Below are 16,342 nucleotides of genomic sequence, written 5' to 3'. Positions count from 1 at the left end.
TTGTCTGATGAAAAATAGCAGTAAAAATCTCTGCAGGCTTGTAGCTCAGGTGGTTAGAGCGCACCCCTGATAAGGGTGAGGTCGGTGGTTCAAGTCCACTCAGGCCTACCAAATTTGCTTAGCAAATTTGAAGAGGTTGAAAATACGATGGGGCTATAGCTCAGCTGGGAGAGCGCCTGCCTTGCACGCAGGAGGTCTGCGGTTCGATCCCGCATAGCTCCACCATCTTTACTGCGAAAACAAGAAAACTTCAGAGTGTACCTGAAAAGGTTCACTGCGAAGTTTTGCTCTTTAAAAATCTGGATCAAGCTGAAAATTGAAACGACACATCTTAATGGTGTGTTCGAGTCTCTCAAATTTTCGCAATTTGATGATGAATCGAAAGAAACATCTTCGGGTTGTGAGGTTAAGCGACTAAGCGTACACGGTGGATGCCCTGGCAGTCAGAGGCGATGAAGGACGTGCTAATCTGCGAAAAGCGCCGGCGAGGTGATATGAACCTTTGACCCGGCGATGTCCGAATGGGGAAACCCAGTGTGTTCCGACACACTATCGTTAACTGAATACATAGGTTAACGAGGCGAACCGGGGGAACTGAAACATCTAAGTACCCCGAGGAAAAGAAATCAACCGAGATTCCCCCAGTAGCGGCGAGCGAACGGGGAGCAGCCCAGAGTCTGAATCAGCTTGTGTGTTAGTGGAACGGTCTGGAAAGTCCGGCGATACAGGGTGATAGCCCCGTACACGAAAGCACACTTGCTGTGAACTCGAAGAGTAGGGCGGGACACGTGGTATCCTGTCTGAATATGGGGGGACCATCCTCCAAGGCTAAATACTCCTGACTGACCGATAGTGAACCAGTACCGTGAGGGAAAGGCGAAAAGAACCCCGGCGAGGGGAGTGAAAAAGAACCTGAAACCGTGTACGTACAAGCAGTGGGAGCACCTTCGTGGTGTGACTGCGTACCTTTTGTATAATGGGTCAGCGACTTATATTCTGTAGCAAGGTTAACCGTATAGGGGAGCCGAAGGGAAACCGAGTCTTAACTGGGCGTTAAGTTGCAGGGTATAGACCCGAAACCCGGTGATCTAGCCATGGGCAGGTTGAAGGTTGGGTAACACTAACTGGAGGACCGAACCGACTAATGTTGAAAAATTAGCGGATGACTTGTGGCTGGGGGTGAAAGGCCAATCAAACCGGGAGATAGCTGGTTCTCCCCGAAAGCTATTTAGGTAGCGCCTCGTGAACTCATCTTCGGGGGTAGAGCACTGTTTCGGCTAGGGGGCCATCCCGGCTTACCAACCCGATGCAAACTACGAATACCGAAGAATGTTATCACGGGAGACACACGGCGGGTGCTAACGTCCGTCGTGAAGAGGGAAACAACCCAGACCGCCAGCTAAGGTCCCAAAGTCATGGTTAAGTGGGAAACGATGTGGGAAGGCACAGACAGCCAGGATGTTGGCTTAGAAGCAGCCATCATTTAAAGAAAGCGTAATAGCTCACTGGTCGAGTCGGCCTGCGCGGAAGATGTAACGGGGCTAAACCATGCACCGAAGCTGCGGCAGCGACACTATGTGTTGTTGGGTAGGGGAGCGTTCTGTAAGCCGTTGAAGGTGGCCTGTGAGGGTTGCTGGAGGTATCAGAAGTGCGAATGCTGACATAAGTAACGATAATGCGGGTGAAAAGCCCGCACGCCGGAAGACCAAGGGTTCCTGTCCAACGTTAATCGGGGCAGGGTGAGTCGACCCCTAAGGCGAGGCCGAAAGGCGTAGTCGATGGGAAACAGGTTAATATTCCTGTACTTGGTGTTACTGCGAAGGGGGGACGGAGAAGGCTATGTTAGCCGGGCGACGGTTGTCCCGGTTTAAGCATGTAGGCGGAGAGTTTAGGTAAATCCGGACTCTTTTTAACGCTGAGGTGTGATGACGAGGCACTACGGTGCTGAAGTAACAAATGCCCTGCTTCCAGGAAAAGCCTCTAAGCATCAGGTAACATCAAATCGTACCCCAAACCGACACAGGTGGTCAGGTAGAGAATACCAAGGCGCTTGAGAGAACTCGGGTGAAGGAACTAGGCAAAATGGTGCCGTAACTTCGGGAGAAGGCACGCTGATATGTAGGTGAAGCCCCTGCGGGTGGAGCTGAAATCAGTCGAAGATACCAGCTGGCTGCAACTGTTTATTAAAAACACAGCACTGTGCAAACACGAAAGTGGACGTATACGGTGTGACGCCTGCCCGGTGCCGGAAGGTTAATTGATGGGGTTAGCGGCAACGCGAAGCTCTTGATCGAAGCCCCGGTAAACGGCGGCCGTAACTATAACGGTCCTAAGGTAGCGAAATTCCTTGTCGGGTAAGTTCCGACCTGCACGAATGGCGTAATGATGGCCAGGCTGTCTCCACCCGAGACTCAGTGAAATTGAACTCGCTGTGAAGATGCAGTGTACCCGCGGCAAGACGGAAAGACCCCGTGAACCTTTACTATAGCTTGACACTGAACACTGGTCCTTGATGTGTAGGATAGGTGGGAGGCTTTGAAGTGTGGACGCCAGTCTGCATGGAGCCATCCTTGAAATACCACCCTTTAATGGCTGGTGTTCTAACGTAGACCCGTAATCCGGGTTGCGGACAGTGTCTGGTGGGTAGTTTGACTGGGGCGGTCTCCTCCCAAAGAGTAACGGAGGAGCACGAAGGTTAGCTAATCCTGGTCGGACATCAGGAGGTTAGTGCAATGGCATAAGCTAGCTTGACTGCGAGAGTGACGGCTCGAGCAGGTGCGAAAGCAGGTCATAGTGATCCGGTGGTTCTGAATGGAAGGGCCATCGCTCAACGGATAAAAGGTACTCCGGGGATAACAGGCTGATACCGCCCAAGAGTTCATATCGACGGCGGTGTTTGGCACCTCGATGTCGGCTCATCACATCCTGGGGCTGAAGTAGGTCCCAAGGGTACGGCTGTTCGCCGTTTAAAGTGGTACGCGAGCTGGGTTTAGAACGTCGTGAGACAGTTCGGTCCCTATCTGCCGTGGGCGCTGGAGAATTGAGGGGGGCTGCTCCTAGTACGAGAGGACCGGAGTGGACGCATCACTGGTGTTCGGGTTGTCATGCCAATGGCATTGCCCGGTAGCTAAATGCGGAAAAGATAAGTGCTGAAAGCATCTAAGCACGAAACTTGCCCCGAGATGAGTTCTCCCTGACCCTTTAAGGGTCCTGAAGGAACGTTGAAGACGACGACGTTGATAGGTCGGGTGTGTAAGCGTAGCGATACGTTGAGCTAACCGATACTAATGAACCGTGAGGCTTAACCTTACAACGCCGAAGCTGTTTCGGCGGACGAGAGACAGAAGATTTTCAGCTTTGATACAGATTTAACAGAATTTGCCTGGCGGCTTTAGCGCGGTGGTCCCACCTGACCCCATGCCGAACTCAGAAGTGAAACGCCGTAGCGCCGATGGTAGTGTGGGGTCTCCCCATGTGAGAGTAGGGAACTGCCAGGCATCAAATAAGTAGAGAGGCCATCCGAAAGGATGGCCTTTTTGCGTTTTTATCCCTTCCCGGCATCCATAAACTAATCACCCATCCTTCCCTATATACGGTAAACTATCCCGGTTTTTGCATCAGGATAGCGTCTATGAATCACTCCCTTAAGCCCTGGAATACCTTTGGTATTCAGCGGAATGCTAACGAAATTGTACGTGCCGCAAATGCCCAGCAACTGCTGGCTGCATGGCAAAACGCAACAGAAAACAGTGAACCTGTACTGATTCTGGGCGAAGGAAGTAATGTCCTGTTTCTCGACGATTTTGCGGGCACCGTGATCGTCAACCGCATCATGGGTATTGATGTCGAAGAAAGCACCGATAGCTGGCATCTGCACGTAGGTGCCGGAGAAAACTGGCATCATCTGGTGCAATACACCCTGGAAAAAGGGATGCCAGGCCTGGAAAACCTTGCGTTGATACCGGGCTGCGCTGGATCCTCACCCATTCAAAACATCGGTGCCTATGGCATTGAACTTAAACATGTTTGTGAATATGTCGACTGCATCGAGCTGGCAACAGGGAACGCTCTGCGTTTGACCGCTGAACAGTGTCGTTTTGGTTATCGCGACAGTATATTCAAGCATGAATACCAGGATCGCTATGTGATTGTGGCCGTTGGCCTGCGCCTGGCGAAAAGCTGGACCCCGATTCTGACCTATGGCGATTTAACGCGTCTTGACCCGGCCACTGTCACCGCACGTGAGGTGTTTGAGTCTGTTTGCCACATGCGAATGACCAAACTTCCCGATCCAAAAGTGAACGGAAACGCGGGTAGTTTCTTCAAAAACCCGGTAATCAGCGGCGAAAATGCAAAAGCGTTTCTCGCGGGCTGGCCAACGGCACCACATTATCCGCAGGTAGATGGTAGCGTTAAGCTGGCTGCGGGCTGGCTCATCGATCAGTGCCAGTTAAAAGGTACCACGGTGGGTGGTGCCGCAGTGCATCGCCAGCAGGCACTGGTTCTGATTAACCAGGGCAATGCGACCGGCAGCGATGTTGTGCAGCTGGCACACCATGTACGTCAGTGTGTAGGTGAAAAATTCAACGTCTGGCTCGAACCAGAAGTCCGCTTCATTGGCCGCTCCGGTGAAGTGAATGCCGTGGAGGCCATTGCGTGAAGGACAATACCATCCCATTAACCCTGATCGGCATCCTGGCAGATGGTGAATTTCATTCTGGCGAGCAGCTGGGTGAGCGCCTGGGGATGAGCCGTGCTGCTATCAACAAGCACATTCAGACTCTCCGCGACTGGGGTGTTGATGTCTTTACGGTTCCGGGAAAAGGCTACAGCCTGCCGGAGCCTATTCAACTCCTGAATGAAGAGCTGATCGGCAGCCAGATTGAGCATGGAAAGGTTGCCGTGCTGCCCGTCATCGACTCTACCAACCAGTATCTTCTGGATCGCCTGGGCGAGTTACAGTCGGGTGATGCCTGCGTAGCGGAATATCAGCAGGCTGGTCGTGGCCGCCGTGGCCGTAAGTGGTTCTCACCCTTTGGGGCCAACCTGTATCTCTCTATGTACTGGCGTCTTGAGCAGGGGCCCGCCGCTGCGATTGGCCTGAGTCTGGTCATCGGGATCGTGATGGCCGAAGTTCTGCATGATCTGGGCGCGGATAAAGTCCGGGTTAAATGGCCAAACGATCTCTATCTTGAAGATCGTAAACTCGCCGGGATTTTGGTCGAATTAACGGGTAAAACCGGCGATGCTGCACAGATCGTAATTGGCGCGGGAGTAAACCTGGTGATGCGTAATGTGCAGACCGATGTGGTGAACCAGGCCTGGACGAACCTTCAGGAAGCGGGGATCACCATCGATCGCAACACGCTTGCGGTAAGGCTGATTAAAGAGCTTCGCGACTCGTTATCGCTGTTTGAGCAGGAAGGGCTGGCACCGTTCCTCTCTCGCTGGGAAAAACTGGATAACTTTATCAACCGACCGGTAAAACTGCTGATTGGCGAGAAGGAGATCTACGGTATCTCTCGCGGAATTGATGCGCAGGGCGCATTGCTTCTTGAGCAGGATGGCATGATTAAGCCCTGGGTTGGTGGGGAAATCTCGCTACGCAGCGCCGAATAAAACCCGGGAGCCGCTGGCTCCCTTTTTATCGCCTCTCCCCCTCCAGAAAATAGTAGGCAGGAGATAATTTCAGTCAGAAGAAAGAGTTAAGCTAAATTATTAAAAACTAACGCTGAAAAAGTATTTCTAAATATTTCTCTGGGTAACAATTTATTAAACTAAGAATCATCTTAATTGGATTTTAATGCCATTATATCTCTTTTTATTGATTTAATTCGCTGCTTAATGGTATCTATTTGATTGTAAGCTCCATCCTGACGGCAATATGAAGTCAAAACCACTCCGTATTTTTTACCTTAAAAAACAGATAGCATGTGCACTGTTGCTGTTAATGCTATTGCCGATAATAAGCCGCGTGGAAGTAAAGCCGTAATTTATACACGCCAATAATATGCGTACGGTATAACCGTAACGTTACTGTGCACCTACACCTGAATAAATACATCCATTGATCGTACATGACCACTGAAGTCAAACCGTGGCAGGTGCATTATTGTTTTGTAAATCATGAGTATAACTATGAATCATTATGATGATTTGCAGCGATTTAAGGATAAAACGCGTAGCCAGGCGCTTGATTTTAAGGATTTCTCAGCTCAGAGCCATGCGCAGGAACAGGGAAACTGGGCGATTATCAACCAGCTTCTTCCTGCCACTGAAGTTAATTCACTTGCCGTTGGCGGACATGTTTCACTGTCAGCTCCTCAGCCGGTCACGGAAGAGACATTTGCGGTGAGCGAACTCACTCCAGTGCCACAGGCTCTGGTCGTCGAGCCTGCACCCGTGCCGGTGTCCTCGATCCTGCAAGGGGTGGATGAGCAACTGGCGTCAACATCCCGGCAGGCATCTGCCGTACCGACACCTACACCTGCCCGGGTTCAGGTATCACATCCCGTCACTGAACCGGAACAAGGGCCTGTGGACTTTACTCGTCTGTTTGCCCCTGCGACCACAAAACCTGCCCCTGCGGCTGAGAAAAACCAGCCATTAAATTCACTGCTGGAAAGGATTGCCACATGCCGTTAGTTTGCGTTTGTTCACCGAAAGGTGGCGTGGGTAAAACCACCATGACCGCCAATCTGGCGTATGCACTCGCACGCGCGGGGAGCAAAGTTCTGGCTCTGGATTTTGATGTGCAAAACGCACTACGCCTGCACTTTGGGGTTCCCCTTTCCGATAGCCGTGGCTACGTTGCCAGGGCGGCTGAATCTTCGGACTGGAGCCAGTTTGTGCTGACCGCAGGGGGTAACATCTTTGTCCTGCCTTATGGCGATGCGACCGAGCCGCAGCGTCTGGCATTTGAAGAGCGCCTTACGCATGACGAGCACTTCCTGACCCGTGGGCTGAGTACGCTGTTGAACTACCCAGGGCTGATTATCATCGCTGATTTTCCTCCTGGCCCAACGCCTGCGCTGAAAGCGATGTCCCGCCTGGCCGATCTCCATCTGGTGACGTTACTGGCCGATACGGCGTCGTTATCGTTGCTGCCGCAGATTGAAAACCAGCGCCTGACCGGCGGGGTACTCAATCAGAAAGCAGGCCATTACTTCGTGCTTAACCAGAGCGATAACCGCCGCCAAATCAGCCGCGATGTGACGGCCTTTGTCGAGAACAAGCTGGGCGAAAAACTGCTTGGCGTCGTTCACCGGGATGAAAGCGTGGGTGAAGCTAACGCCTCCCAGCAATCCGTTTTTGATTTTAGCCCGGCATCCGCAGCGGCTTTCGATATTGAGCTTATTGCCAAAAAAGTCGCAGGCATCCTTGGGGTGAAAGTAGGCGATGGTACGGTTCATACCCTTCCGCGTATGTCGGGGTTCTAATTCCACGCAGGGTTTCCTATGAAAAAGTTACTCTTAATTTTGCTGGTACTGGCAATGGTTCCTGTCGCCTTGCTGGTTGTCATTACCCCGATGGATAGCCAAAAGCAGTATATATTTGGCCTGATCAGCATCGGCCTGCTGTTTTTAATGGGATTCAGTAAAAAGCGAAGCATTTCAGTGATTATGGTGGTGATGTCATTATTGATGTCCACCCGCTATATGTATTTTCGCCTGACGCAAACGCTGCATTTTAATTCAGAGATTGAAACCATCCTTGGCATGGGGTTATTTCTGGCAGAGGTCTACGTCTGGGTATTGTTACTGCTGAATTATTTGCAGACTATCTGGCCGCTGAAACGCGAAATTGTGCCTTTGCCGGATGACATGTCGTTGTGGCCAACGGTTGATGTCTATATTCCTACCTACAATGAATCGCTGGATGTGGTGCGCGACACCGTGCTGGCGGCGCAGTGTATCGATTATCCGCGCGACAAAATGAAGATCTATCTGCTTGATGACGGGAAACGCCGGGAGTTTGCGGTGTTTGCGGCGGATGTTGGCGTGGGTTACATCACGCGTAACGATAACTCCCATGCCAAGGCGGGCAACCTCAACCATGCGATGAAGCTGACCCAGGGAGAGCTGATAACCGTATTCGACTGCGACCACGTCGCCACGCGCATCTTCCTGCAAGCCACGGTCGGTGGGTTTCTTAAAGATCCAAAACTGGCGCTGGTACAGACGCCTCATTACTTCTACTCGCCAGACCCGTTTGAACGTAACCTCTCTGTCGGGCGCAATATCCCGAACGAAGGCACGCTGTTCTATGGCCCTATCCAGCAGGGTAACGATAACTGGAACGCGACTTTCTTCTGCGGCTCTTGTGCGGTTATTCGCCGTAGCGCACTGGAAGAGATCGGCGGTTTTGCTGTGGAAACCGTCACCGAAGATGCCCATACCGCGCTGAAGATGCAGCGTCTGGGCTGGAAATCGGCGTTCCTGGATATTCCGCTGGCTGCCGGTCTTGCCACCGAGCGTCTGGTATTGCATGTGATCCAACGTACCCGCTGGGCACGCGGGATGACGCAGATTTTTCGTCTGGATAACCCGTTGTTCGGCCGTGGTCTGACGATACAGCAGCGTCTGTGTTACCTGAGTGCGATGCTCTATTACCAGTTTGCCTTACCGCGCATCGCGTTTTTAACCGCGCCGCTGGCGTATCTGCTGTTCAACCTCAATATCATTCACTCTTCGGCGAGCCTGGTCTTTGCCTACGCATTGCCGCATCTGTTCCTGGCGATATACATCAACTCGCGCATGAACGGGCGCTACCGTTACAGCTTCTGGGGTGAAATTTACGATCTGGTGCTGGCGTTCCATCTGGTGCTGCCAACGGTTGTCACCATGTTCTTCCCGAAACGCGGCAAGTTTAACGTGACCGACAAGGGTGCTCTGCTGGACGTCGGCTATTTTGATTTCCGGGTCGTTCGCCCGCATCTGGTGATTGCCATTCTGTTGGGTATCGGCGTGATTGCGGGGATTGTCCGCGCCTTCGCGCATGACTACTACGGTGTTGACCCGCGCGTTATCGCACTTAACGTGGGCTGGGGACTCTACAGCCTGATCTTCCTGCTGGCCGCCATTGCGGTGGCGCGTGAAACGCGTCAGACACGCAAAACGATTCGTATTGATGTCACCATTCCGGTACTTATCCACTACGCCAGCGGTATCTCTTCCCGTAGCCAGACAGCCGATCTGTCAATGGGTGGCTGCCGTATTGAGCTCCCAGACGATCGTCATCTGACCGATGAGATTGAAGAAATTGAGCTGCTGCTGCAATCAGGGGCGATCAGCATTCCGGTGAAAGTGGTCACGACGGATGAACGCTATATCCGCCTGATGTTCGTCGATATTCCGCTGTCACGACGCCGCGAACTGGTGCGTGTGGTGCTGGCGCGCGCCGATGCGTGGATCCAGCCGCCAAAACCGCAGGACAATCCATTCCGCTCGCTGGCGACCATTGTCCGCTGTGTGTTCGATCTGTTCTGGATGACCTGGAAAACCCGCCGCACAAATCGCCGCGCGCAGGTAAAAGTGCAGGTTCAGGAGGATGGCAACACATGAAACGTCTGACAAGACTCACCCTGCTGGCGGCGTCGTTGTTTGCGCTGCCGCTGCACAGTGAGGAAACCACAGTAGCGTCGTTATTGCCGGTTGAAATGCCCGCACCCGCCGCGCCTGCCGCATCCTTTGCCCCCACTTCGGTGAACACCATCAGCGTGGCGCAAATGGGGCAACCGCAGGGGATTGTGCTGAGCGGCGGCCAGTTGCAGGGCGGTACGCGTTTTACCCTGCCGGTCGATCAGGTCGTCACTAACGCCCAGCTCTTACTCAATCTTAAAGTTTCTCCGGCGATGGCCACGCGCAATGCCACTATGCAGCTGATGCTTAACGGGCAGCCGCTTGGCACAGTGCCGCTGGGCGCGGAAGAGAGCGATGTATCACGATTCCAGCTGGATATCCCCTCTGCGCTGCTGGTCTCCAGCAACAGCCTGAGCTTTAAGATTAACGACGGCGATGCGATGCAGTGCCAGCGTGACCTGACGGATAAATATCGCGTGACGGTTCTGCCTGATTCCCGTTTTGAACTGGAAGGGCAGCAGCTGGATATTGGCGCGGATTTAAGCCACTTCCCGCGTCCGTTCTTTGACAGTATGCAGATGACGCCCGCCACCATCGCCTTTGCATTTGGGGCAAGTCTTGGCAGCGATACGCTCAGCGCGGCGGCACTGATCTCTTCCTGGCTGGGAATTCAGGCAGATTATCGCGGTGTCTCTTTTGCCGCGCTGAATGACACGCTGCCCGAGAAAAACGGCATTCTGATTGGCCATCCTGGCGAGAAGATTGGCGGAATAACCTTGCCGCAAACTACTCAGCCGATGGTGCAAATCGTCGATAATCCGGCAAACCCGGTTTATAAGCTGCTGCTGGTTGTGGGTAAGGATGAAGCGGCGCTGCGCACGGCGGCCTGGCGGCTGACACGCGGTAACTTTGCGCTGCAAACTGCCAGCCTCTCGCTGCCGGTGCAAAAGATCCCGGTCAGCAAACCTTATGATGCTCCGCGCTGGATCCCAACGGATCGTCCGGTGAAGCTTTCAGAGTTGATCCGTAAAGATCAAAGCCTGACCGTCACCGGGATCTGGCATCCGCCGCTGCGCGTGGCCTTCCGTGCAGCTCCGGATCTGTTCCTGTGGGATGGCGAAACAATCCCGCTGCACATTGGCTACCGTTTCCCGACCGAAAACTGGATAGACGAAAACAAGTCCTGGCTCAGCATGACGCTCAACGACACCTTCCTGCATAACCTGCCGGTGAACAAGCAAGGTGCGCTGGAAACCCTCTGGCACAAGGTGGGCGGCGATGCGCGGCAGGAGAAATTCGATATGCCGCTGGAGCCGTACATGATTTACGGCGACAACCAGCTTTCGCTCTATTTCAACATTACGGCAAAAGAGAACGCGCCGTGCAGCGTGCTGCTGAACAACAACATCAAGAGCCGTATTGATGAGGATTCGTGGATAGATCTGAGCCATACGCGTCACTTCGCGCTGATGCCAAACCTCTCTTACTTTGTTGGTGCGTCGTTCCCGTTCACCCGTATGGCGGATTACTCGGAAACGGTGTTGCTGTTGCCGGAACACCCGACGGATACCCAGGTCGCGACGCTGCTGGACATGGCGGCACGCTCCGGGAACGCCACCGGTGCTGCGCTGTACAACAACCGCGTGGTGATGGGCGTGCCTACGGCTGGCGGCAACCTGGAGCTGCTGCGTACCCGCGATGTGCTTGCCGTTAGCGGGATGGCTCAGCATGACTTCAACCAGGCGCTGCTCAGCAGTTCGCCGTTTACCTCACACGACAACACCCTGGGCGTGCGCGAGCCGACAACCTGGCAGAGGCTGCAACGCTGGCTCGCCGGGGACTGGACATCCGATGGCGTAGACGCTGACCGCTACTTCTCTTCCAACGAAGCCTGGCGCGGGTTTGTGAGCTTCCGCTCGCCGTGGAACAGCGACCGGCTGGTGGTGATGGCGCTGGGCAGCAATGACGATCAGCTTTCACGCCTGCATGAGGATTTAACCTCAGCACGTATCAACGCCGGTATTCGTGGCGATGCGGCGATTATCACCAACGAAAACGGTGTGCGCAGTTTCCGCGTCGGGTCGCAGTTCCCGAGCGGGCAAATGCCGATACAAATGATGATTGTCTGGTATGCCAACCAGCATTCGGCGCTGCTGGCCATTCTTGGGCTGATTATCAGTTCGCTGACCGGGCTGGCGCTTTATGCCTTCCTGAAAAAGCGTGCGCATAAGCGCCTGAACCCGGAGACAGGAAAGTGAAAAAAATAACAATTAAATCGGCTATCTGCCTTTCCGGTGTGCTGACGTTTGGTACCACGGCATTTGCTGCGCAAAATGATGCGGCGTTGAAAGCGCTGTTCGACCAGGCAAATTACTGGCATGAAAAATCCCATGACGACCTGGCCAGTGAGTCGCTGAAAAAAGTGTTGATGGTGGATGCCAACAACACTCAGGCCCTCTATCTGATGGCATTGTGGGCGCAGCAAAACGGCGATTTACAAACCGCGGCCCAGTGGCGCGCACGGCTGGCAAAAGTCTCGCCGGGCGATGCCGGATTACAGGCGCTGGACAACGCCAGGCAGATGACTCAGGTGCCGCAGGGGACGTTAACTCTGGCGCGTCAGCAGGCGCGTAGCGGCAATATTCCCGCGGCACTCGACACCTGGAAAACGCTGTTTAATGGTGATACCCCGCCGGCAAGCCTCGCGCCGGAATATTATCAGACGATGGGCAGCGACAAGGCGCTCTATCCTCAGGCGCTGGCAGAACTACAGCGCTTCTCGGCACAGAACCCGCAGGATAACGCGGCGCGTGTGGCGCTGGGGAAAATGCTCACCTGGCGGGAAGAGACGCGCCGTGACGGGATGATGCAGTTACAGGAGATGGCCAGCGGCAGCAAAGATGCCGATGCCGGGCTGCGTCAGGCGCTGTTATGGCTGGGGCCAAAACCGGGTGACGAACAGTTCTATGATACCTGGTTGCAACGCCATCCGCAGGACAGCGAAGTGCAGGCGTACTACCGTAAAAACGTGGGTGGCGCAGCAAAAGGGGAAGGGTTTACCGCCCTGAATAGCGGCAATACCGATGCCGCAAAGCGCCAGTTTGAGCAGGTGCTGCAAACCAACCCGCAGGATGCCGATGCCCTGGCCGGAATGGGGTATATCGCACAGCGCAAAGGAGATTATCAGGCAGCGGCGCAGTATCTGGGGCGTGCGGCAAGTCAGGGCGGTGACGCCTCTGCACAGCGACAAGCTCAGGCGGATGATGCGGCATTTTACGGCCAGCTTGCCCAGGCTCAGCAGGCGCTGAAAGAGGGCAATATCAGCCAGGCGCTTGCGCTCTCGGCACCTCTGGCCCAGCAGACAGGTGAACGGGGGACGGCTGCCAGACTGTTCCGTGCCGATGTGCTGCGGCATAACAAAGACTACCCGCAGGCGGAACAGATCCTGCGTGAAATGGTGAACAACCAGCCGCAAAACGGCGCGGCGCGCGAAAACCTCTATTACGTCCTGAAAGAGCAAAACAAGACGGATGACGCGCAGGCCATATTACGCACCTTACCGGCCTCGCTTCAGGCGAAGCTTCAGCCGCGCGTGGTGACCGGTTTACCGGGGGATCCTGTTCGTCGTCAGGCGCAACAGGCTGTCGATAGCGGGAATACGCAACAGGCGATCGCGATCCTGCGTCAGGGCGTTACCCGTTTGCCGGACGATCCGTGGTTGCGTCTTGATCTGGCGCGTCTGCTGCAAAAATCGGGTGCGGATGGTGAAGCGGCGTCGGTGATGCAACCTGTGTCACGCCCGGGAGCCGGAGCCAGTGCGCTGTATGCATCCGCTCTGTTTGCCAGCGAAAACGATGCCTGGCAACAGGCGCAAACCTTGTTGTCACGGGTTTCTCCCGCCAGCCAGACACCGCAAATGCGTGAGCTCTCGCAGCGGGTGAATTACAACCTGCAAATGGCTACCGCTGAGCGCTATCTGGCGCAGGGCAATGGGGTTGCGGCGGCTAACACGCTGAAAACGTTGTCATCGCGTCCACCGGAAAGCCCGGCAGATGCAGGCAAGCTGGCCAGAATGTTGGCGCAAAGCGGCGACCTCACGGGTGCGGTAGCGATAGTTCGCAACAACATGAACGACGGGGTGAAAGGCAATGCCGGCGACTACGCCGATCAGGTTGCCGTACTGAACCAGGCCGGGCTGAACGGCGAAGCTCAGCGTTTCCTGGCCAACCCGGAACTGCTCTCACGCAGTACGCCAACCCAGCTGGCAGGTGTGCGTAATGGCTATGTGATCAACGAAGCGGATCAGCTTCGCGAACAGGGTAACTACGCGGCAGCCTACGACAAACTGATCCGCGCGCTGCAAAGCGATCCGCAGAATACCGATCTGATGTTTGCGATGGCGCGTCTTTACCAGACCGGCAAAATGAACAATGAAGCGGGTGTGGTTTATGACTACCTGATGACGCGCGATACGCCGGATCAGGATGCGCGCGTGGGTGCAATCGATGTTGCGCTGGCACAAGACAATGTCGTGAAGGCGAAGCAGCTGGCAAATGGACTGCAAACCAACAACTCGCCGCAGCGTTTGCTGTTACTGGCGCGTCTGGAAGAGGCGCAGGGTAATCACCAGCAGGCGATGACCTATCTGCGTAGCGCACGCGGCAAGCTGGTGGGACTGGAGTCCACCAACAGCGCCGCCACGCCGACGATGGGTGGCCTGCTGCTGGCAGACAACCCCTTTGTCAGCACCAGCCGTACCACTCAGGCGGTGGGGGCAACAGTGTCCAGCGAAAGCGCGCTGCCGTGGCAACTGGCGCAAACCGCACGCGAGCCGGGGTCTACGCTGCCAGGCACCACCCGGACAGACCTGCCGCAAGAGACGGTTCAGAGCCGTACCTTACGTCAGGTGGATGACATGATGCTACAGATGCAGGATCAAACCGGCACCTGGTTGCAGGGCGGCGTACAAATTCGTGGTCGTGACGGTGAATCGGGAACCAGCAAGCTGACGGAAGCGAAAGCGCCGCTTACCTGGTCCAGCTCGCCGTTTGGCGAGTCGCGCTTTGAATTTACCGCAACCCCGGTCACGCTCAGCTCTGGTAGCGCCAGCGGTGATGCATGGCGCCGCTTTGGCTCAAACCCGCTGGCTAATGCGGCTTCGAACGTGATTTCGACCGTCACCAACGAGCAGAAATCCCTGGCGGCGATGAGTGATACCGACAGGGCAACGTATCTCGCCAGCCATCCTGAAATGGCGACGATTGACTCTCTCGGCACGCTTAATGCGAGCGACTTTAACCTGACCAGCACCGACGGGCAGCTCAATCTGGCGAAGCTTGGCGCTTACGACGGTGGGGCTGTGGGTGAGTACCTTGAAGCCTCCAGCCGCAAGCCAAACGTCAGCCAGCCAGGCGATGTGTCGACCGATTCGCAAAAAGCGAACGGCGTCGAACTGAGCATGGCGCTGAGCGGTAAGGATTACCGCATGGATATCGGCAGTACGCCGCTAGGCCAGGACCTGAGTACGCTGGTCGGCGGGGTGAAATGGTCACCGAAACTCACCAATTACCTCTCGCTTATCCTGACTGGTGAACGTCGCGCCGTGACCGACAGCCTGCTCTCTTATGTTGGCCTGGAAGACAAGTACTCCGGCAAGAGCTGGGGGCGTGTCACTAAAAACGGCGGCAATCTGCAGCTCAGCTATGACGATGGCGATGCCGGGTTCTACGTTGGCGGCGGTGGCTACAGCTATCTTGGCGAGAATGTGGCGAGCAACACCAGCGTGAACGCCGGTGCCGGGGTCTATTTACGGCCATATCATGACGATCTCCGTCAGGTACAGGCCGGGCTGAGCATGAGCTGGATGGATTTCTCGAAAAACCTGAGCCAGTTCACCTTCGGCCAGGGCGGTTACTTCAGCCCGCAAAACTACGTCAGCGTGGCGTTGCCGGTGGATTACACCCAGAAAATCGATAACTGGAAGCTGAAACTGGGTGGCTCCGTGGGGTATCAATCGTATAGCCAGGACAGCAGCGACTACTTCCCGACGAAAGACGCCTGGCAGGATCTGCTCGAAGGGGCGGTTGCCAGTGGTTTCGCCAAAGAGGCCCGCTATAAGAGCAGCTCGGAAAACGGGATTGGCTACACGGTTCGCGCTGGGGTGGATTACAACGTTAACAAAGATATGACCATTGGCGGCAACGTCGGATATGACACCTTTGGCAGCTATAACGAAAGTACGGCGGGGCTCTATTTCCGCTACATGCTGGGAGATAAGTGATGACACAGAATATGGACAATCCTGCGCTGATGAGCTGGTTTCGCGGACAGCAAACGCCAGAAGGCTGGTTTGATTTACTGGCCCTGATGGTCGAAGGCATGGTGAGTAACGTCGGTGAACATGAAAGCCAGCCGTTCCTGCGCCAGATGGGGCACGCACTGGCGGAGCAGTTCCCGCTTCAGCCCTCGGAAACCGTGGGCGAGCTGGAGGCGAATATCAACATGCAACTGGCCCGTTTTGGCTGGGGTTGTGTGGATATCGCTACCCGCGATACCGATCTGACCCTTCGCCATCAGGGGCTGCCGGTGAGCCGGATTGTGGAACAGCAAAACCGCTGGTGTCATGCCTTCTGTGCAATACTGGAGGGATTATATGCCCACTGGATGCAGGGGCAGGGCGGAAAAGCGCACGTGACAGTGAGTCGCGATCGTCTCTTTTCCATTTCGGACGTTCAGTTCCGCTATCACAATCCACAATGAGA

Annotated in this window: 8 protein-coding genes, 2 tRNA genes and 2 rRNA genes; all 12 read left to right on the top strand. The window is 55.0% G+C overall.

Annotated elements, in window-relative coordinates; genetic code table 11:
* Nucleotides 1-34 precede the first annotated feature (34 nt).
* The 12 genes from N1249_RS21430 (at nt 35) to bcsD (ending at nt 16,340) form a co-directional block, all read left to right on the top strand.
* Nucleotides 35-111: transfer RNA gene (locus tag N1249_RS21430), tRNA-Ile, on the top strand.
* Between the two features lie 38 nt (nt 112-149).
* Nucleotides 150-225 (top strand) — tRNA-Ala (locus tag N1249_RS21425).
* A gap of 179 nt (nt 226-404) precedes the next feature.
* Nucleotides 405-3,309 (top strand): 23S ribosomal RNA (locus N1249_RS21420).
* 72 nt (nt 3,310-3,381) lie between these two features.
* A 5S ribosomal RNA gene (rrf, locus tag N1249_RS21415) occupies nt 3,382-3,497 on the top strand.
* A gap of 134 nt (nt 3,498-3,631) precedes the next feature.
* The gene (gene murB, locus N1249_RS21410) at nt 3,632-4,660 is read left to right on the top strand and encodes a UDP-N-acetylmuramate dehydrogenase (RefSeq protein ID WP_259833266.1); all 1,029 of its coding nucleotides are present in this window, start codon (nt 3,632-3,634) and stop codon (nt 4,658-4,660) included.
* A complete protein-coding gene (gene birA, locus N1249_RS21405) occupies nt 4,657-5,619 on the top strand; it encodes a bifunctional biotin--[acetyl-CoA-carboxylase] ligase/biotin operon repressor BirA (RefSeq protein ID WP_259833265.1) in 963 nt (320 codons plus the stop codon). The genes murB and birA overlap by 4 nt, the downstream gene beginning before the upstream one ends.
* A gap of 519 nt (nt 5,620-6,138) precedes the next feature.
* Nucleotides 6,139-6,645: a cellulose biosynthesis protein BcsO gene (gene bcsO, locus N1249_RS21400; RefSeq protein WP_259833263.1), complete on the top strand. Its 507-nt coding sequence runs from the start codon at nt 6,139-6,141 to the stop codon at nt 6,643-6,645.
* Nucleotides 6,636-7,439 carry a cellulose biosynthesis protein BcsQ gene (gene bcsQ / locus N1249_RS21395; RefSeq protein WP_014072234.1) on the top strand — a complete coding sequence of 268 codons (804 nt, stop codon included), beginning with the start codon at nt 6,636-6,638 and terminating at the stop codon, nt 7,437-7,439. The genes bcsO and bcsQ overlap by 10 nt, the downstream gene beginning before the upstream one ends.
* Nucleotides 7,440-7,457: 18 nt before the next feature.
* A complete protein-coding gene (gene bcsA / locus N1249_RS21390; RefSeq protein ID WP_259833254.1) occupies nt 7,458-9,563 on the top strand; it encodes a UDP-forming cellulose synthase catalytic subunit in 2,106 nt (701 codons plus the stop codon).
* Nucleotides 9,560-11,839, top strand: a complete 2,280-nt coding sequence (gene bcsB / locus N1249_RS21385) for a cellulose biosynthesis cyclic di-GMP-binding regulatory protein BcsB (RefSeq protein ID WP_259833252.1) — start codon at nt 9,560-9,562, stop codon at nt 11,837-11,839. Before bcsA ends, bcsB begins: the two co-directional genes overlap by 4 nt.
* Nucleotides 11,836-15,861: a cellulose biosynthesis protein BcsC gene (locus N1249_RS21380; RefSeq protein ID WP_259833250.1), complete on the top strand. Its 4,026-nt coding sequence runs from the start codon at nt 11,836-11,838 to the stop codon at nt 15,859-15,861. Before bcsB ends, N1249_RS21380 begins: the two co-directional genes overlap by 4 nt.
* Nucleotides 15,858-16,340 (top strand): cellulose biosynthesis protein BcsD, encoded by a 483-nt coding sequence (gene bcsD / locus N1249_RS21375; protein ID WP_259833248.1) that lies wholly within the window; start codon nt 15,858-15,860, stop codon nt 16,338-16,340. Before N1249_RS21380 ends, bcsD begins: the two co-directional genes overlap by 4 nt.
* The last annotated feature ends 2 nt before the right edge of the window (nt 16,341-16,342 follow it).

This window comes from Enterobacter sp. CP102, assembly GCF_025152625.1.
GTDB classification, from domain to species: domain Bacteria; phylum Pseudomonadota; class Gammaproteobacteria; order Enterobacterales; family Enterobacteriaceae; genus Enterobacter; species Enterobacter soli.
The sequence above is the reverse complement of the archived record's forward strand: the minus strand, read 5'-3'. Positions and strand labels throughout refer to the sequence as shown.